The following is a 16,808-nucleotide window of genomic DNA, read 5'->3' as shown; positions in this document are numbered from 1 at the left end:
TCGACCTGGCCGACCCGAACTACGAGGTCCGGTCGTACACCCCGTGGGGCGCCTACGGGCAGTCGAAGCTGGCGAATTTGCTGTTCGCGCGCGAACTGGACCGCCGCACCCGCACCGCCGGCGTGGACGTGACGTCCGTCGCCGCGCACCCCGGCTTCACCGCCACCGAGCTGAGCGCCAACATGGCCCGCGCCCACCGCAACCGGTTCGTCGGCTTCGGCGCCAAGATCAGCGACCTCTTCGCCCAGTCGGTCGCGATGGGCACGTTGCCGCAGCTCTACGCGGCGACGTCGCCGGACGTGGAGCCGGGCGCCTACTACGGCCCCGACGGGTTCCGCGGGGTGCGCGGCCACCCCACCCGCGTCGGGTCCACCGCGGCGGCCCGCGACGACCTCGCGGCCAGTCGGTTGTGGGACCTGACGGCCGAGCTCACGGGCGTCGCACCCGATCCCTCGTGACGTAAGGTCGGTGACGTGACCGTCGTACCTGAAGGTCGGAAGCTGCTGCGGCTGGAAGTCCGCAACAGCCAAACGCCCATCGAGAAGAAGCCCTCGTGGATCAAGACCAAGGCGAAGATGGGCCCCGAGTACCGGGAGCTCAAGGGCCTGGTCAAACGCGAGGGCCTGCACACGGTGTGCGAGGAAGCCGGTTGTCCCAACATCTACGAGTGCTGGGAGGACCGCGAGGCCACCTTCCTCATCGGCGGCGAGCAGTGCACCCGGCGCTGCGACTTCTGCCAGATCGACACGGGCAAGCCCGCTGACTACGACACCGACGAGCCCCGCCGCGTCGCCGAGTCCGTCGCGCAGATGGGCCTGAAGTACGCGACCGTCACCGGCGTCGCCCGCGACGACCTGCCCGACGGCGGCGCCTGGCTGTATGCCGAGACCGTCCGCCAGATCCACGCCCTGAACCCCGGCACCGGTGTCGAGCTGCTGATCCCGGACTTCAACGCCGTCCCCGAGCAGCTGGCCGAGGTGTTCGGCTCGCGGCCGCAGGTGCTGGCGCACAACGTCGAGACGGTGCCGCGGGTGTTCAAGCGGATCCGGCCGGCCTTCACGTACGAGCGCTCGCTGGGCGTGATCAGCGCAGCCCGGGCGGCCGGCCTGGTGACCAAGTCGAACCTGATCCTCGGCATGGGCGAGGAGCGGGCCGAGATCTCCCAGGCGCTGCAGGACCTGCACGACGCCGGCTGCGAGCTGATCACCATCACCCAGTACCTGCGGCCCTCGGTGCGCCACCACCCGGTCGAGCGCTGGGTCAAGCCGCAGGAGTTCGCAGAGTTGCGCGAGGAGGCCGAGGAGATCGGCTTCGCCGGAGTGCTGAGCGGGCCATTGGTGCGCTCGTCCTACCGGGCCGGCCGGCTCTACCAGCAGGCGCTCGACGCCCGCACCCTCACCGCCACCAGCTGACCCGCCGGTACCGCACCGCCACCGGGCTGACCGGCGCGGTTGCTCAGCGCCGCCAGCTGACCCGCCTGGTTGCTCACCGCTAGCCGACCGGCGCGGCTGCTCAGCGCCGCCGGGCGGCCACCACGCTGGAGCCGACCAGGCCCGCCATGCCCGCGCAGAAGGCCAGCAGGACCAGTGCGATGTCCTTCTGGAAGACCGGCACGCCGCGGTAGCCGGAACGCGGTTCCACCAGCTGGATGACGGTGGACGTCGGGCTCGGCGTCGGAGCCGGTCCGGACGTTGCCGGAGCGGCGGAGTCCGAGGAGGACGGCGTCGCGGTGGTGCCCGGCCCGGTCCCCGGCTGGCCCGCCCGGCTCGACGAGGTGGCGGTGGCGGACGGCTTCGGGGCGGGCGTGCTGGTCACTACTCGCACCGGACTCGAGCGGGTCGGCACCGCGGTGGGCGTCGAGCTCGGCGCCGGAGTGCTGGCCGCGGACGAGGCGTGCGGCGGCCGGTGCGAGGCCCCGGTCGGGGTACGGCCCGGCGTGCTCGGTGCCGGGTGCGAGGTGCTGGGAACCGGCCGCGAGGTGCTGGGCGCCGGACGGGAGGTGCTGGGTGAGCTCGACTTCGTCGGGCTGGTGGGGACGCTGGGTGTCGGCCGGGCCGGGCTGGACGATCCCGGGCCCCCGGTGCTGGCGCAGCTGAGCCGGATGTTGCCGGAGCTGACCACCGCGCCGTCCACCCCGATCACCCGGACCTGGTACATGGCCGGCTTGGGCACCGCCTGGCTGAGCGTGACCACCGAGGCACTGGGCTCGTCGAAGCTGACCAGGGTCCCGACCGGGTCGTCGCCGGCCAGCACGCCGTCGGAGCGCACCAGCAGCACGGTGTAGTCCAGCTGCTCGATGCCCATCTTCTCCAGGCGGCGGTCCACGTCGTTGGGGTTGGCCACGGTGACCCGGAGGTTGGCCTGCGCTCCCGGCGAGCAGCTCCGGGTGGCCACCTGGACGGTGGGCTCGTCCAGGCCGAAGTCGGTGGGCTTGATCGGGTGGCAGGTGGCCTTCAGCGGCAGGGTGATGACCCCGGGCTGGTCCAGCTGCCGCAGGAAGACGTGGTCGCCGTCGTGCACGGGACCGGCCAGCCGCACCTTGGTCGGCGTGTCGTCCAGGGTGACCAGGCTCGGGCCGCCCTCGGGAAAGATCTCGGTGTCGGTCGAGCCGGGGCCGGCCAGGCCGACCTGCAAGACCAGCTCCCGGTCGTCGTCGTTGCCCTTCCACTTGTCGACCTTGAGGCCGACCTCGACGAAGTTGTCCTCGGTGTCGTCGGTCGCGCAGCCGTAGCGGACGGTGGCGTGGACGTCGTAGCGGTCCAGCGCCGAGGCCGGGCTGGGCCGGGCCAGCAGTGCCAGGGTCGCCGCGAGCGCGGTGAACAGCAGAGCTGCCACCACGCGGTCGAGACGCCTGATACGCACCGTTTTTTCACCCCGCAGACGCCCAGAAACTAACACTGAGGAAACTGTACCCGCTATTCCTTGACGCGGGTGAAACATCTTTGGCCAGTTGCTTATCCTGGTGTCATGGCGCAATCGAGCGGGGCGAAACGGAACGGCAAGACCAGGAACGGCAGGGTCAAGCTGACCAGGGCCGAGAAGAAGGAAGCCCGGGCCGCACGCCGGCAGGCGCGCCGCGACTCGTTCCGGCAGATGCGCCAGGCGTTCACGCTGACCCGGCAGAACGATGCCCGGCTCATCCCTTACCTGGTGATTGCCTTCGTGGTGGTCGCGGCGGTGTTCTACCTGCTGACCTCCCTGCTGACCGGCAGCGTCTGGCTGCCGATCTTCCCGGCGGTGCTGTTCGGGCTGCTCGCGGCGCTGTTCCTGTTCTCCCGGCGCGCCCAGACCTCGGCCTACCGCCAGGCCGAGGGCCAGGCGGGCGCGGCGGCCTACGTGCTGGGCCAGCTGCGTGGCGACTGGCGCAAGACCGACGCGGTCGCCGGCACCCCGCAGCTGGACGCGGTGCACCGGCTGCTCGGCCGGCCCGGCGTGGTGCTGATCGGCGAGGGCGCCCCGCAGCGGGTCAAGCCGCTGCTCGCCCAGGAGAAGAAGCGGATCGCCCGGCTCGCCGGTGACGCCCCGATCTATGACGTGGTGGTCGGCCGGGGCGAGGGCGAAGTGCCGCTGGCCAAGCTCAACGCGCACCTGATGAAGCTGCCGCGCAACCTGTCCAAGGAGCAGGTGGTGGCCCTGGACCGGCGGCTGGCGGCCCTGGGCACCCAGCGTCCGGCGATCCCCCGCGGACCGATGCCCAGCGGCGTGAAGATGCGCAGCGTGCAGCGCGCCGCCCGCCGCCGGGGCTGACCGCTCCGGTGCCGGACGCGGGCTCGGCCCAGCGCTACCGCGGCCAGTCGATCGGCCTGCCGCCGTCCGGACCGGGATCGCTGGCCCCCACCGGCCGCCGGCTGGCGGCGTTCGTCCTCGACCTGCTGGCCGCCACGCTGGTGGCAGCCCCGTTCGTGCACCGCCGGGACCTGTCGGGCCTGGCCGCGCACCTGCCCGGCCAGTGGAGCCTGATCCCGCTGGCGCTGGACTACCTGGTCGGGTTGCTGCTGTTCGGCCGGACCTTCGGGATGTACCTGACCGGCCTGCGGGTGATCCGGGTGGACGCCGAGCTGGCGGTCGGGCCGGGCCGGGCGCTGGTCCGGACCGCGCTGCTGATCGCCCTGCTGCCGGCCCTGGTGGTCGACCAGGACTTCCGCGGCCTGCAGGACCGGTTGACCGCCACCGCGGTGATCGTCCACTGAGACCTGCCCGTCCGGTGCTGCCTCAGCCGGCGCGGCCCCGCTTGCCCGGAGCCTGCCGGGCGGTGAAGTCGAGGGCTTCGGAGATCCAGAACTCCAGGTCGGCCTCGGCGGCCACGCCGCCGGCCCGGATGCGCAGCCAGCCCGGGCTCATCCTGCGCCGCCCCATGACGACCGGCTCCGCGTCCTGGTGCTCCAGCAGTTGCTCGGCCCGGTCGGGCGAGCACCGGATCATCAGGTCGCCGTGGGTGTCGGCGCTCACCGCCAGCTTGCCGTCGACGAGGAACGACAGGCCGCCGAACATGCCCACCTCCCGGACGTCGGACCGGCCGGCGAGGCTGGCGAGGCTGGCGCGAATCCGGTCGGCCAGTTCGCGGTCATAGGGCATGGGGCAATCATCCCCCTGCCGGGTGCCGGGACCGAGCGGCCCCGCCGCCCTGAGCGAGACCGAAACGCCGGCTGTGTAACGTCACGGAAACACTCGGGACACCGGCCAGCAACCGGACGGCGCTAGGTTGGCAGCACGTTCCGGTGATCGGATCCCATCCGAGGCAGACGAGAAGGACTTTCGCTGATGTTCAGTAGTGCTGACGAGATCCTCAGCTACATCGACACCGAAGGCGTCGAGTTCATCGACGTCCGCTTCACCGACCTGCCCGGCGTGCAGCAGCACTTCAACGTGCCCGCCGCCGGGTTCGGCCCGGACGCCTTCACCGACGGCCTGCTCTTCGACGGCTCGTCGATCCGCGGCTTCGCCGCCATCCACAAGTCCGACCTGAAGCTGCTGCCGGACCCGGCCACCGCCTACGTCGACCCGTTCCGGGCCGCCAAGACGCTCAACCTGAACTTCTCCATCGTCGAGCCGCGCACCGGCGAGCCGTACGACCGGGATCCGCGCCAGGTGGCCACCAAGGCCGAGGAGTACCTCAAGACCACCGGCATCGCCGACACCGTGTACTTCGGCCCGGAGGCCGAGTTCTACATCTTCGACGACGTCCGGTACGAGTCGAAGATCAACGGCTCGTGCTACTCGGTGGACTCGATCGAGGGTTCCTGGAACAGCAACCGGGTCGAGGAGGGCGGCAACCTCGGGTACAAGACCCGGGTCAAGGGCGGCTACTTCCCGGTCTCGCCGTACGACCACTACGCCGACCTGCGCGACGAGATGAGCCGCGAGCTGACCCGGGCGGGCCTGGTCGTCGAGCGGGCGCACCACGAGGTGGGCACCGCCGGCCAAGCCGAGATCAACTACCGGTTCGACACCCTGACCCACGCTGCCGACCAGATCCTGACGTTCAAGTACATCGTCAAGAACGTGGCCTGGCGCAACGGCAAGACCGCCACCTTCATGCCCAAGCCGCTGTTCGGCGACAACGGCTCCGGCATGCACTGCCACCAGTCGCTGTGGCGCGACGGCGAGCCGCTGTTCTACGACGAGACCGGCTACGCGGGGCTGTCCGACATCGCCCGGTACTACATCGGCGGGCTGCTGCACCACGCCCCGTCGCTGCTGGCCTTCACCAACCCGACGGTGAACTCCTACCACCGGCTGGTGCCCGGCTTCGAGGCGCCGGTCAACCTGGTGTACTCGGCCGGCAACCGGTCGGCCTGCATCCGGGTGCCGATCACCGGCACCAGCCCGAAGGCCAAGCGCATCGAGTTCCGGGTGCCGGACCCGTCGGCCAACCCGTACCTGGCCTTCTCGGCGATGCTGATGGCCGGCGTGGACGGCATCCGCAACAAGATCGAGCCGGCCGACCCGATCGACAAGGACCTCTACGAGCTGCCGCCGGACGAGGCCGCCTCGATCCCTCAGGTGCCGGGCTCGCTGGAGCGGGTGCTGGAGCACCTGGAGGCCGACAACGAGTACCTGCAGGAGGGTGGCGTGTTCACCCCCGAGCTGATCGAGACCTGGATCGACTACAAGCGGGCCAACGAGATCGACCCGGTACGGCTGCGGCCACACCCCTACGAGTTCGAGCTGTACTACGACATCTGATCGGCACCCCTCGGCACGGGGGCGGCGTTACCTGGCACCCGAGGATCGGACGAACCCTGGAGCGGAGCGATGTCGCCGCTGGTGGCAGCCCTCCGCTCCAGGGGAAGATCGAACGCAGCCACCATCGCTGCGGCGTGCGCCATGGCGTCGGTGAAGGTGTGATCGACATGCGCCGCGACGAGGGAGCCGTCGGCCATAGCAGTGTCGGCAGCAGCCTGCACCGTTGCGGCCATGCGTTCGGCGACGAGCGGGTTCTGGGCCTCGGTGCCCGAGAAGCCGACGAGCCTGTTGGCCTGGGCCGCCCCCTCGGCGAGGCGTGCCGCCTGCGCTGTGACCAGCGACCGCATCGCGGCCGCGGCCAGGCCTGTGTCGCCGGCATTCACCTTCGCAGCCGCAGCAACGGCGAACGTCCTCGCACGACGAGCCTTCACCGCTGCCGATGCCGCCTTCTCCGCAGCTACCACGACCGACACAGCTGTCTCCAGCACGACTTCGGCGGCCGCTTGGGCCTGCGTCTCCAGCACGAGGGCCACCGCCTCGGCCACCACGGCGTCAGCAGTGGCATCCGCGGCGAGGTAGCCGGAGCCACGAGTGGCAGGCGCGACCCAGGGCTCCTCGGTGCTGTTCGCACCAGACCGCCCTTCGAGCATCAGGTGGTTCGTGCCCCCGATGACCAGGGCGCTCATGGCTTCGGCCTGGAGGGGGTCCTGGCTCAGAACCTCGAACATGAGCGCTTGAACGTCTGAAAATCGGAACCGCCGGTGCCCGCCCGGTGTGCGCATGAAGGCAATCTTGCCTTTACTGGCCCAGCGGCTGACTGTCTTCGGGTCGACGAAGACCAGGGCTGCTACGTCCGCGGGGGTGAGGAGATGCTCTGTTGGTGCCTTCTGCGCGGCCATCGAACTCTCCTAGGTGACAGCGACCCGCCCCCGCTCCGCACCAGGAACGCCTGGGCAGACCCTGTCGCCACCGGTTCAAGAGTAGCCCACAGTCACCGTTGCCCCCGTAAGAATGACTTGGGCGAAAGGTCGTCCCTTTCAGAGGGCAAGCGGTCCTGTTCAGGCGATCTGCCGGCCCCGGACAGCTCGTAGCGTAGACAGTGGGCGCCCTACCCCGCCGCCGACCGGCGTCAGCCCAGGGTGCTCCCTTGGGAGTTCCTCATGGAGCGCTTCGCCCGCCTCGTCCTGCATCACCGCCGGATCGTCAGCGCCATCTGGTTGGCACTCTTCATCGGCGGCCTGGCCTCGGTCAGCCCGTTGGGTGACCGGTGGTCGTTGGACTTCTCACTGCCCGGACAACCTGGTGACAACGCCGAGCAGCAGCTCGTCGACACCTACGGCGTGAGCACGTTCGACTCATACATCGCTGTCGTGACGGTGCCGCAGGGAAAGACGGTCGAGGGCAACAGCGCCGCGGTGGCCGGTGTGATCAGTGCAGGCGTCGCGGCTGTGACAGACGTGGAGCTCCGCGTGGTGGACTTCGCCAGCACCAAGGATCCGGGCTTCGTGACTGACGACGGCCGCACGACGTACGCCTTGATCCAGGCACCGGTCCCGGTGACGTTCGGCCCCTACATCGAAACCCAGCTCGACCCCGCATTGACCGAGGCAGCCCGGGCCGCCGGCTTCGAGAGCGGCCTGACCTCCTACGGGCTGCTGTCCGCGGGCGGTGACCAGGAGGGCTCGAGCGTCCTGGTCGAGACCCTGATCGCCGCTGGGGGTGCGCTGCTGGTGCTGCTCTTCGTGTACGCGTCGTTCCTGGCGCTGCTGCCGCTGCTCATCGCCGGGGTGTCGATCCTGGTCACGTTCATGCTCGTGCTCGGGCTCACGACGTTCACCGATGTCAGCATCATCGTCAAGTTCCTCGTCGCGCTGATCGGGCTCGGGGTCGCCATCGACTACTCGCTGATCCTGGTGTCACGGTGGCGGGAGGAACGCGCTCACGGCCGCAGCAACGAGGAAGCTGTCGTCGTCGCGATGAAGACGGCCGGACACGCCGTCATGGCCTCGGGCGTCACCGTGGCGATCAGCCTGCTGGCGCTGCTGATCCTGCCGGTGCCGGCCCTGCGCAGCATGGGCGTGGCGGGGATGCTGATCCCGCTGGTCAGCGTGGCTGTAGTGCTCACCCTGCTCCCGGCGCTGCTGTCCAGCGTCGGCCCGCGCATCGACTACCCTCGCATCCGCAAGGAAGGCACCGCCTCACGTGGCTGGTCGGCCTGGGCGCGGCTGATCGTCAGGCACCGCGTCATCGCCACCGCGACGGCCCTGATCGTGCTCGGCCTCATGATCGCGCCCGTGTTCAGCCTCAAGATCGGGCCGGGCTCCAGCTTGGAGTCTCTCGGGAGCAACGGCCCCCGCTTCGACACCCTGCAGACGCTGACTGACGGCGGCGTCGGCGCCGGGGTCATCACCCCCATCGAGGTGCTCGTCCCCGCCCGCGACGCGGGCGCAGCTGCGCAGGCAGCCCGCGGTGTCGCCGGCGTCCAGCTGGCCGTGGTGGGCACCATCCGCGGTGACAACGCGGTCGTAGACGTGTTCCCCAGCGCGCCGACGCTCGACAGCGACGCCGCGACGGTCGTCACCGACGTCCGGGCAGCCGTCGAATCCACGGTGAGCGAGGAGGTCGGCATCACCGGCCTTGGTCCCACCATCGAGGACTACTTCAGCGCGGTCTACGACAAGTTCCCCTACGTGCTGGCGCTGATCGCCCTGATCACCTTCGTGCTGCTGGTCCGCACCTTCCGGTCGGTGCTGCTGCCGCTCAAGGCTGTGCTGCTCAACCTGGCCTCGCTGGCGGCCGTGTTCGGATCGATCGTGTTCTTCTGGCAGCTCGGCCATGGTTCCGATGTCGTCTTCGACGTCGCTCCTACCGGAGCGATCAACTTCTGGCTCCCCGTCGTGATCTTCGCGTTCCTGTTCGGGCTGTCGATGGACTACGAGGTCTTCATCCTGACTCGGATGCGGGAGGAATACGACCGCACTGGCGACACCGGCATGGCCGTCATCACCGGGATCGGCCGGACCGGTCGGCTCGTCACCTCCGCGGCCCTGATCCTGTTCTTCTCCTTCTCGGCCATCGCGACCTCGCCCGGGACCGACACCAAGGTCCTCGGAACCGCCCTGGGAGTCGGCATCCTCATCGATGCCACCATCGTCCGCGCCCTGCTGGTACCCGCCCTGGTCAGCCTGTTCGGCCGGTGGAACTGGTGGCTGCCCGGCTGGCTCGCGCGCGTCTTGTTCGTCGAGCCTTCGCCGCTGCGCCCGGTGGGCATCGTGCCGCCCGAAGCGCTGCCGGATTCGGACAAGGTGCCCGCCGGTATCAGCTAACCACCTGGCCGGTCGCGGTGGACTCCACGATGGCTCGACGCGGTCACCGGTCCACGGGTCGCCGGTCGCCCGGACATAGTGCTGCCACACGGTCACGGTCAGCTCGGAACGAGTCGGGCGGGTGAGGGTGGTCCTGGCTGTTCCTTCGATGGCGTAGGGCTAATGGGTGTGATCGAGACGAGCGCGATGCCGAGGTCGCGGACCTTCGCCAGCAGGCCGTGCAGTGCGGCCTGGTCCGCAACGGGCCCGGTGAGGGTCGAGGTGCCGTCGGCGTGGTGGGTGACGGTGAGATCGCCGAGCCAGCCGGTCCAGTGCCGGTCGAGGTGCCCCTGCACCCGCACCTCGTAGACCGAGCCGGTCATGACAGCGCTCCGGACGCGGCACGCCCAGCCACTGCGGGACGACGGACCGGGCGGCGACGGACCGGGTGGCGGATCGCCCACTCGGCGACGGCGATGTTGAGGATCCAGGCAACGCCCTTGGCCAGGTCGCCGGCGAGCACGCCGGGGCCGAAGATCGCTTCGCCGAAGCCCTCGGTGAAGACCTGGGTGCCGGCACCGAGCCCGAGCGCGTAGGCCCGGATCATCCAGGCCCGGTGGCTGCGGATGTCCCGCCGGCGGATCGCCGCGAACCCGAGCACGAGGCACCCGGCCATCGCGGGTGCGACGACGAGCCGGAACCCGAACAGGACCCGGCCGGTGCCAGCCTGCGGGTCATAGAACAGCGTCAGGCACAGAGCCGAGGCGACGACGAGCAGGCCGGCCGCGACCAGCACCCGGCCGGAGCGCCGGTGCCACGCCGGGTGCCGCCGGCGGAACCGCGGCACGAACTGCAGCGCGCCGGCGAGGGCGAAGGCGGCCGAGCCGACGATGTGCATCACCAGCGCCACCGGGAAAGCCTCGAACCGCGGGTCGTCCGGCAGCACCGCGGGCCCGCCGGCGAGCTGGATCAGGCGCAGGGTGCCGGCCGTCAGCGGGATCACGCTGAGCAGCACCAGCCCGACCGCGAGTCGCCATCCGCTCCGAGCGCCCGGCCGGGAACGGGCCGGGCGCTCGGTGAGCTGTTCGGTGGTCATCGGACGGCTGCCGGCTCAGCGGCGGCGACCTGAGCGGCGGGAGCCGAAGCAGTCTCGGTACGGCTGGTCCGGTACAGCGACAGGCCCAGACCGATCAGGGCGATCCCGACCGGTACCGCGAACGGGCGGCTGAACGACTCGGGCAGGAAGGCCAGCGCGAGGGCGGAGACGGTGCCGGCGGCGAACAGCGCCGAGGCCCAGCGGGCGAGGATGCCGGCCCGGAAGAGCGCGATGCCGAACAGCAGGCCGCCGATCGAGTAGCCGATGCCGGTGACGAGGAAGAGGTCGGCCATATGCCCGATGTCGCCCGCCGGCTTGTTTCCCATCGCCGCGTCCAGGTAGTCCTGGACGTAGCCCGGGCTGGTGCGCGCCACGACCGGCAGGACGCAGGCGACGATGCACTGGTTGGCGAACATCGCGAAGTAGCCGATGCTCACCAGCAGGTACCCGACGACGCCCAGGGCACCGAACCGTTGCCGGTTGCGCAGGAACATGCCGGCGAATCCGGTCAGCGCCAGTACGGCCATGCCGGCCTTCGCCATCTCGCGCACCAGTACGTCGGTGGTCACGACGTGCGCGACATCGGCCGTCGGGTGGTTGACCTGCACGCCGATGTAGATGGCGCCCGCGACGGCGGCGCAGAGCCCGGCCGCTGCGGTGATGCGGGAGGTGGTGATGGTCATGTCGAACTCCTCGTCCTGGTCGGGTGCCGGGGTTCCGGCGATGTCGAGGACGTTAGGAATCAACGTGGTGAGACCACATCACCAGACGATGTGATTGGAGTTGGTGATTCGCCGCTACCGGCGGTAAGGGCGCTACCGGCGCTACAGCAGGCCGAGCTCGCCCGCCCGGCGCACCGCGGCCCGCCGGGTGGTCACGTCGAGCTTGGTGAAGATGTGCTTGGTGTGGGTGCGCAGCGTGTTGACCGACACGAAGAGCCGCCGGGCGATCTCCGGACCGGTCAGGTCGGTTCCGAGCAGCCGCAGCACCTCGAGCTCCCGCTCGCTGAGGGTCTGGTCGGCGCTCGGCACGGGAGGCCGCGGCGTCGCGGGCGCCTGGGCGGCGGCCAGCAGCTGCCGTGCGTACCCCGGCACGTCGCCTGCTCCGGCCGAGCAGGCCCGCCCGAGCAGCTCGACCAGTGCCGGCCCCTCGTCGAGGAACAGCCGGCGGTAGCCGGCCGGCACCCCGGCTCGCAGCGCGGCGGCCAGGTCGGAAGCTGCCGCGTCCGCGTCGCCGGCCGCGGAGTGCGCGAGCGCCCGCACCAGGCGTGCCTCGATCACGCTGCCGCCACGGCCGGCCGCCTGCGCGGCGACGACGATGCGGTCCAGCAGCGCGAGGGCATCGGCGGCGGAACCCTCGGCGACCAGCAGGCGGGCCAGGGTGAGGTGGTCGTACTCGGCCAGGTAGCTCGGTTCGTCAGTCGGCCGGACGCCCCGCTCCCGCGCCCAGGCCCGGGCCTCGTCGAGGCGGCCCTGGACGATCCGTATCCGGGCCCGGGTAGCCGCGATCGGCCGGACGTCCGGAAAGTAGCCGGGCAGGAACAGCGGCTCAGCCTCGTCCAGCATGCCGATCGCAGCGTCGGAGTCCCCGTCGGCTCGCAACAGTCCGGCTGTGGCGGTGTACCAGCGGTGCCGGTTCTCCGGCAGCGACGCCCGGTCGCCGAGCTGGTGGGCGGTCGCCAGGTGGGAAGCGGCCGCATCCCGTTCGCCCTGCTCGCGCAGCACGTCGGCGAGCCCGACGTGCAGGTCGCCGGTGGTGGGCAGCACCGGCCCGGGGTGCCGCTCGGCGGCGGCGAGGGCCCGCTCATAGCACCGACGGGCCTCGTCGGGGCGGCCGCGGGCCAGCCACAGGTTCGCCAGCACGACGGTCGCGCCCAGCTCGTCGGCCACCATGCCGGCAGCGCGCAGGCTGGCGACCGCGTCGCCGAACGTGTCGACGGCGGTTTCCAGGTCGCCGGCGGCCCAGGCGGCCAGGCCCACGAAGCCGGCGGCCGCTGCCCGCGGGAAGTGGTCGGCAGGCCCGGCCAGTTCGAGTGCGTGGCGGGCGTGGCTGACCGTACCGTCGACGTCTCCGCGGGCCTGGGCGACCGACGCGCGGTAGACCGCGATCATGGCCGGCAGCCCGCGCACCTCGGCCTGCCGAGCCTCGACCGCCTCCGGGTGCCCGATGGTGGCCAGGGCAGCCGCCGGTGCTGCCGGGTCCAGCGCCGCCTCCGCGTCGTCCAGCCAGGCCGCCACGCCGTCGAAGTCGCCGGCGGCCAGCCGGCTCCAGCCGGCAGCGGTGGCCAGCAGCGGCCGGCGCCGGACCACGTCCTCGGGCACGGCGGCCAGCCAGTCGAGGATGGTGCGGTCCTGCCGCCCCTTCCGCAGGCCCGCCAGCGCCAGCTCGACCAGGTCGGCGGTGAACTCGGAGTCGCCGCCGGCGACGGCGTGCCGGACCGCGTCCGCGAGCAGGCCGTGCTCGGCGAGCCAACTGCCGGCCGCGATGTGCAGCGGCCGGACCCGGTCCGGATGCCGGTCGACGAGCCGGGCGCGCAGCACGTCGGCGAACAACTGGTGGTAGCGGTACCAGCGGCGTTCGTCGTCGAGCGGGACGACGAACACGTTCTCCCGCTCCAGCATGCCGAGCATCTCGCGCGAGCCGTCCCGGCCGGTGACCGCGTCGCACAGCGGCGCGGTCAGCTCGCGTAGCACCGAGGTGTCGAGCAGGAAGGCGCCCACCTGCTCGGGAAGCCGGTCGAGGACCTCTTCGACCAGGTAGTCCAGCACGAAGCGGTGGCTGCCCGCGAAGGCCGCGACGAACGACGCCGGATCCGCCCGCCCGCGTAGCGACAACGCCGCCAACTGCAGGCCGGCGGCCCACCCCTCGGTCCGCTCGTCGAGCGCGCTGACGTCGTCCGGGGCGAGGGCGAGGCCCATCCCGTCGTTGAGCAGGGCGCTCGCCTCGTCGGGTGTGAACCGCAGGTCGGCCGCCCGCAGCTCCACCAGGCCGCCGTTGCTGCGCAACCGCGCCAGCGGCAGCGGCGGATCGGACCGGGTGGTCATGGCGATCCGGACGTGCCGAGGGAGGTGGTCGAGCAGGAACGCGATCACCTCGTGCACCGCGGGCGTGGTGATCTCGTGGTAATCGTCGAGCGTCAGGACGGTGGCCTCGGCGAGGGTGTCGAGGTCGTTGAGCAGGCTGGTCAGCACCGCCTCGGCCGGCACCTCCGTCGCGGCCTCGAGCACCGCTGCCGCTTCGGTGCCCAGCTCCGCGTCGGTGGTCTGGAGCGCGGCGATCAGGTGGCGCAGGAACCGCCGCGGGTCGTTGTCGCCCTGGTCGAGGGACACCCAGGCGACGCGGCGGGAGCCGGCGGCGAACCACTGGCTGAGCACGGTGGTCTTTCCGAAGCCGGCCGGCGCCGAGACCAGCACCAGCCTGGTGGCGTCGCGCTCGGCGGCTACCAGCCGGTCGCGCAGCCGGGGCCGGGTGACCAGGTCGGCACGCGGTTCGGGGACGTGCAGCTTGGTGGCCAGGACCGGCATGGTCGCCAAGGATAGGTTCGGCGCGTCGCGGACGACAGGAAAACGGGTCTCAGGCGGCCCGGCGGGTGAGGAGTCGTACCCGCAGGTAGTGCAGTCGTGGCATCAGCCCGTAGATGACGATCGGCACGGCGACGGTCGCCAGGACGAAGGTCCGCAGCACCGGACCGGCATCGGACAGCCACGGGCCGATGGTCAGGTTGAGGACGGTGAGGGTCGGGAACACCGCGATCCAGATCATCAGCGCCAGTTGGTGCTTGGTCGGCGGTCCGACCTGCTTGCCAGCCACCGGAGCGGTCCGGACGTGGTCGTTCGACATGAGGGTTTCTCCTTTGGATCCAGGGATGTTACGGATGGAGGGTTATCGCCGGCTGGCGCCGCGGTGCTCGTGGACCGCGTGCCGCACGTCCTCGTCGACGAGGTCGGCGTTGATCGCGATGGCAGCGGTGGATCCCTCACCGGCGGCCGTGATGACCTGGGCGCGCGGGTTGCGGACGTTCCCGGCTGCCCAGACGCCGGGGGCGGTGGTCCGGCCGGTGTCGTCGGTGACGACCCAGCCGTTCTCGGCGATGTCGCAGCCGAGTCCGGTGAACACCTCGTTGTTCGGTACGAACCGAGGCGGGACGAACACCACGTCCCTGGCGACGGTCCGACCGTCGCCGAGCGCGACGGCCCGCAGCGCGTCGTCCTGGACGACGAGCCGGCTCACCTCGCCCTCGACGATGCCGACCGCCCGGGCGGTCAACTGCTCGCGATCGTCTGCGGACAGGCTCCCCGGCGCAACGAACAGGACGACGTCGTCGGACCACTGGCGCACGATCTGGGCGTAGCGGACAGCCTCCGGCGACCAGCCCAGCACGCCGAATGCCTGGCCGCGGACTTCGTAGCCGTGGCAGTACGGGCAGTGCAGGACGTCGCGCGCCCAGCGCTCACGCAGTCCGTCGACGTCCGGCAGCTCGTCTCGCAGGCCAGTGGCCACCAGGATTCGCCGGGCGCGCACCGCGGGTGCGTCGCTGGTGTCCAGCCGGAACCAGCCGTCCTCACGCACCACGGCCACGACGGCACCCGGGCAGAACCGGCCGCCGTAGCCCTCGACCTCCTGCCGACCCGCGGCCAGCAGCTCGGCGGGCGGCATCCCGTCGCGGGACAGGTACCCGTGCATGTGGGTCGCGGGAGCATTGCGGGGCTGCCCCGCATCGACCACCAGCACCTGCCGGCCGGCCCGGGACAGGACCATTGCCGCCGACAGCCCGGCGGCTCCGCCGCCGATCACCACTACGTCATAGGTGTTCATGTGCACAGCGTGCTGGCACGTTCCGGTCCGGACAACGTTCGTTGCGGTTTCCGGGAAAAGTTCGGACGATGGTGGCGTGACCGACCACGAGCAGGCCATCGCCACGGCGCTCGACCAGGTCGGGCCCCGGCTCCAGCGGCTGCGCAAGCAGCGCGGGATCACCCTGACCAGCCTGGCCACCGCGACCGGCATCTCGAAGAGCACCCTGTCCCGGCTCGAGACCGGCCAGCGGCGGCCGAGTCTGGAGGTGCTGCTTCCGCTGGCTCAGGCCTATCGGGTTCCGTTGGACGACCTGGTCGGCGCACCGGAGGTCGGAGATCCCCGCATCCGGCTCAGGCCCCGGCGGGTCAACGGTCGCACCGTGCTCCCGCTCACCCGCCCCGGCGGCGTCCAGGCCTGGAAGATCGTCATCCCCGTCTCGCAGTCCGAGCCTCGGCCCCGGACCCACGACGGCTTCGAGTGGCTCTACGTGCTGTCCGGCCAGATGCGGCTCATCCTCGGTGACCAGGACCTCGTGCTGGGCGTGGGCGAGGCTGCCGAGTTCGACACCCGGGTACCGCACTGGTTCGGCAGCACCGGCGAGAGCCCTGCCGAGGTGCTCAGCATCTTCGGCCGGCCGGGTGAGCGGATGCTGGTTCGGGCGGGCAACGGTGAGCCCGACGCACCGGCGGACTCGCACCACGCCTGAGGGACCCGGCTGCTCCAGCGGAGCGGCTCCGTACGACAGCAGCCGGAACAGAACGGCGCCCCGGGACGGGGGAAGTCCCGGGGCGCCGTGCGTATCGCGGTCGAGCAGGTGGTGCTACCGGGTCAGCCCCGGGTGTGGAACCAGGCGTCCTTGCCGGCCGTCCCGTAGGCGGCGATGGAGGTGGTGTCGGTGCCCAGCGATGCCCAGCTGCCGCTGTTGAAGTAGCCGATCGAGACCAGGCCCGGGTAGGCCTTGATCTGACTGGGGATGGCCTTGAACCAGTCCGGCCGGCGCGGGTCGGCGATGCAGCCGTACTCGCCCAGGCCCAGCGGCAGCTTCTTGGCGTTCACGTCGACCGGGTCCAGCAGGCCGCCCCGGATGGCGTTGTAGAACGGCGCGATCATCTGGCCGAAGCTGCGCCAGCGCGATGCGTCGTGGTTGTAGGGGTCCCACATGATGACGTTGACGTAGCTGGAGCCGGGCCACAGCTGCTGCAGCGACCAGGCCTTGCTGGGGTCCGACGCGGTCCAGCCCGACATGGTCCAGCTCCACAGGATGTTCGTGACGCCCCGGGCACGGAACCGGTCGACGATGTGGCGGTAGGCCGCCACGTACTCGGCCCGGGTGCCTGCGGCCGCCCGGATCTTGGCGGTGCCGCCGATGTCGGGACGGTCGTCGGTCTCGGGGTCGATGTCGACGATGAACTTGTACGAGGTGG

16 protein-coding genes and 1 pseudogene are annotated in these 16,808 nt (G+C 71.1%); 7 read left to right on the top strand and 10 right to left on the bottom strand.

Annotated elements, in window-relative coordinates:
- A pseudogene (locus VLJ82_RS04000) lies at positions 1–458 on the top strand (protochlorophyllide oxidoreductase); the annotation flags it as partial.
- Between the two features lie 15 nt (positions 459–473).
- The gene (gene lipA / locus VLJ82_RS03995; RefSeq protein WP_408662030.1) at positions 474–1,412 is read left to right on the top strand and encodes a lipoyl synthase; all 939 of its coding nucleotides are present in this window, start codon (positions 474–476) and stop codon (positions 1,410–1,412) included.
- 100 nt (positions 1,413–1,512) lie between these two features.
- Here the strand turns inward: lipA and VLJ82_RS03990 are convergent, their stop codons facing one another.
- Complete coding sequence (locus tag VLJ82_RS03990; RefSeq protein WP_408662029.1) at positions 1,513–2,862, bottom strand: hypothetical protein; 1,350 nt, start codon at positions 2,860–2,862, stop codon at positions 1,513–1,515.
- Positions 2,863–2,967: 105 nt separating this feature from the next.
- On the opposite strand from VLJ82_RS03990, the gene VLJ82_RS03985 reads away from it, so the two are divergent.
- Together VLJ82_RS03985 and VLJ82_RS03980 are read left to right on the top strand one after the other, a co-directional pair.
- Positions 2,968–3,747: a DUF4191 domain-containing protein gene (locus VLJ82_RS03985; protein ID WP_408662028.1), complete on the top strand. Its 780-nt coding sequence runs from the start codon at positions 2,968–2,970 to the stop codon at positions 3,745–3,747.
- 8 nt (positions 3,748–3,755) lie between these two features.
- Complete coding sequence (locus tag VLJ82_RS03980) at positions 3,756–4,190, top strand: RDD family protein (protein WP_408662027.1); 435 nt, start codon at positions 3,756–3,758, stop codon at positions 4,188–4,190.
- 22 nt (positions 4,191–4,212) lie between these two features.
- Here the strand turns inward: VLJ82_RS03980 and VLJ82_RS03975 are convergent, their stop codons facing one another.
- A complete protein-coding gene (locus VLJ82_RS03975; RefSeq protein WP_408662026.1) occupies positions 4,213–4,575 on the bottom strand; it encodes a TfoX/Sxy family protein in 363 nt (120 codons plus the stop codon).
- A 186-nt stretch (positions 4,576–4,761) separates the two neighbouring features.
- On the opposite strand from VLJ82_RS03975, the gene glnA reads away from it, so the two are divergent.
- Positions 4,762–6,186: a type I glutamate--ammonia ligase gene (glnA, locus tag VLJ82_RS03970; RefSeq protein ID WP_408662025.1), complete on the top strand. Its 1,425-nt coding sequence runs from the start codon at positions 4,762–4,764 to the stop codon at positions 6,184–6,186.
- On the opposite strand, the gene VLJ82_RS03965 is transcribed toward glnA, so the two are convergent.
- Complete coding sequence (locus VLJ82_RS03965; RefSeq protein ID WP_408662024.1) at positions 6,174–7,085, bottom strand: BldC family transcriptional regulator; 912 nt, start codon at positions 7,083–7,085, stop codon at positions 6,174–6,176. The two genes, glnA and VLJ82_RS03965, sit on opposite strands and share 13 nt — an antisense overlap.
- Before the next feature lie 261 nt (positions 7,086–7,346).
- Here VLJ82_RS03965 and VLJ82_RS03960 point away from each other — a divergent pair, with 261 nt between their 5' ends.
- Positions 7,347–9,512 (top strand): MMPL family transporter, encoded by a 2,166-nt coding sequence (locus tag VLJ82_RS03960; RefSeq protein ID WP_408662023.1) that lies wholly within the window; start codon positions 7,347–7,349, stop codon positions 9,510–9,512.
- A 98-nt stretch (positions 9,513–9,610) separates the two neighbouring features.
- On the opposite strand, the gene VLJ82_RS03955 is transcribed toward VLJ82_RS03960, so the two are convergent.
- The 6 genes from VLJ82_RS03955 to VLJ82_RS03930 all read right to left on the bottom strand — a co-directional run bounded on the left by VLJ82_RS03955 (position 9,611) and on the right by VLJ82_RS03930 (position 15,402).
- Positions 9,611–9,874 (bottom strand): hypothetical protein, encoded by a 264-nt coding sequence (locus VLJ82_RS03955; protein ID WP_408662022.1) that lies wholly within the window; start codon positions 9,872–9,874, stop codon positions 9,611–9,613.
- Positions 9,871–10,587, bottom strand: coding sequence for a DUF2306 domain-containing protein (locus tag VLJ82_RS03950; RefSeq protein ID WP_408662021.1), 717 nt, complete (start codon positions 10,585–10,587; stop codon positions 9,871–9,873). The genes VLJ82_RS03955 and VLJ82_RS03950 overlap by 4 nt, the downstream gene beginning before the upstream one ends.
- A complete protein-coding gene (locus tag VLJ82_RS03945; protein ID WP_408662020.1) occupies positions 10,584–11,333 on the bottom strand; it encodes a hypothetical protein in 750 nt (249 codons plus the stop codon). Before VLJ82_RS03945 ends, VLJ82_RS03950 begins: the two co-directional genes overlap by 4 nt.
- A gap of 78 nt (positions 11,334–11,411) precedes the next feature.
- Positions 11,412–14,111: a tetratricopeptide repeat protein gene (locus tag VLJ82_RS03940; RefSeq protein ID WP_408662019.1), complete on the bottom strand. Its 2,700-nt coding sequence runs from the start codon at positions 14,109–14,111 to the stop codon at positions 11,412–11,414.
- Between the two features lie 49 nt (positions 14,112–14,160).
- Positions 14,161–14,427, bottom strand: a complete 267-nt coding sequence (locus VLJ82_RS03935; RefSeq protein ID WP_408662018.1) for a hypothetical protein — start codon at positions 14,425–14,427, stop codon at positions 14,161–14,163.
- Between the two features lie 42 nt (positions 14,428–14,469).
- Positions 14,470–15,402 carry an NAD(P)/FAD-dependent oxidoreductase gene (locus VLJ82_RS03930; RefSeq protein WP_408662017.1) on the bottom strand — a complete coding sequence of 311 codons (933 nt, stop codon included), beginning with the start codon at positions 15,400–15,402 and terminating at the stop codon, positions 14,470–14,472.
- Between the two features lie 76 nt (positions 15,403–15,478).
- Here VLJ82_RS03930 and VLJ82_RS03925 point away from each other — a divergent pair, with 76 nt between their 5' ends.
- Positions 15,479–16,090, top strand: coding sequence for a helix-turn-helix domain-containing protein (locus VLJ82_RS03925; protein ID WP_408662016.1), 612 nt, complete (start codon positions 15,479–15,481; stop codon positions 16,088–16,090).
- A gap of 122 nt (positions 16,091–16,212) precedes the next feature.
- Here the strand turns inward: VLJ82_RS03925 and VLJ82_RS03920 are convergent.
- The coding region (locus VLJ82_RS03920; protein ID WP_408662015.1) for a glycosyl hydrolase at positions 16,213–16,808 on the bottom strand (596 nt) is incomplete at its 5' end.

Source organism: Jatrophihabitans sp. (assembly GCF_035474675.1).
Classification (GTDB): domain Bacteria; phylum Actinomycetota; class Actinomycetes; order Mycobacteriales; family Jatrophihabitantaceae; genus Jatrophihabitans_A.
This window is presented reverse-complemented; position numbering and strand designations above follow the sequence as displayed.

Excerpts from the sequence above, each read along its gene's own strand:
- VLJ82_RS03985 (WP_408662028.1), top strand. The coding sequence starts at position 2,968 with ATGGCGCAATCGAGCGGGGCGAAACGGAACGGCAAGACCAGGAACGGC.
- VLJ82_RS03975 (WP_408662026.1), bottom strand. The coding sequence starts at position 4,575 with ATGCCCTATGACCGCGAACTGGCCGACCGGATTCGCGCCAGCCTCGCC.
- glnA (WP_408662025.1), top strand. The coding sequence starts at position 4,762 with ATGTTCAGTAGTGCTGACGAGATCCTCAGCTACATCGACACCGAAGGC.
- VLJ82_RS03965 (WP_408662024.1), bottom strand. The coding sequence starts at position 7,085 with ATGGCCGCGCAGAAGGCACCAACAGAGCATCTCCTCACCCCCGCGGAC.
- VLJ82_RS03960 (WP_408662023.1), top strand. The coding sequence starts at position 7,347 with ATGGAGCGCTTCGCCCGCCTCGTCCTGCATCACCGCCGGATCGTCAGC.
- VLJ82_RS03955 (WP_408662022.1), bottom strand. The coding sequence starts at position 9,874 with ATGACCGGCTCGGTCTACGAGGTGCGGGTGCAGGGGCACCTCGACCGG.
- VLJ82_RS03950 (WP_408662021.1), bottom strand. The coding sequence starts at position 10,587 with ATGACCACCGAACAGCTCACCGAGCGCCCGGCCCGTTCCCGGCCGGGC.
- VLJ82_RS03940 (WP_408662019.1), bottom strand. The coding sequence starts at position 14,111 with ATGCCGGTCCTGGCCACCAAGCTGCACGTCCCCGAACCGCGTGCCGAC.
- VLJ82_RS03935 (WP_408662018.1), bottom strand. The coding sequence starts at position 14,427 with ATGTCGAACGACCACGTCCGGACCGCTCCGGTGGCTGGCAAGCAGGTC.
- VLJ82_RS03930 (WP_408662017.1), bottom strand. The coding sequence starts at position 15,402 with ATGAACACCTATGACGTAGTGGTGATCGGCGGCGGAGCCGCCGGGCTG.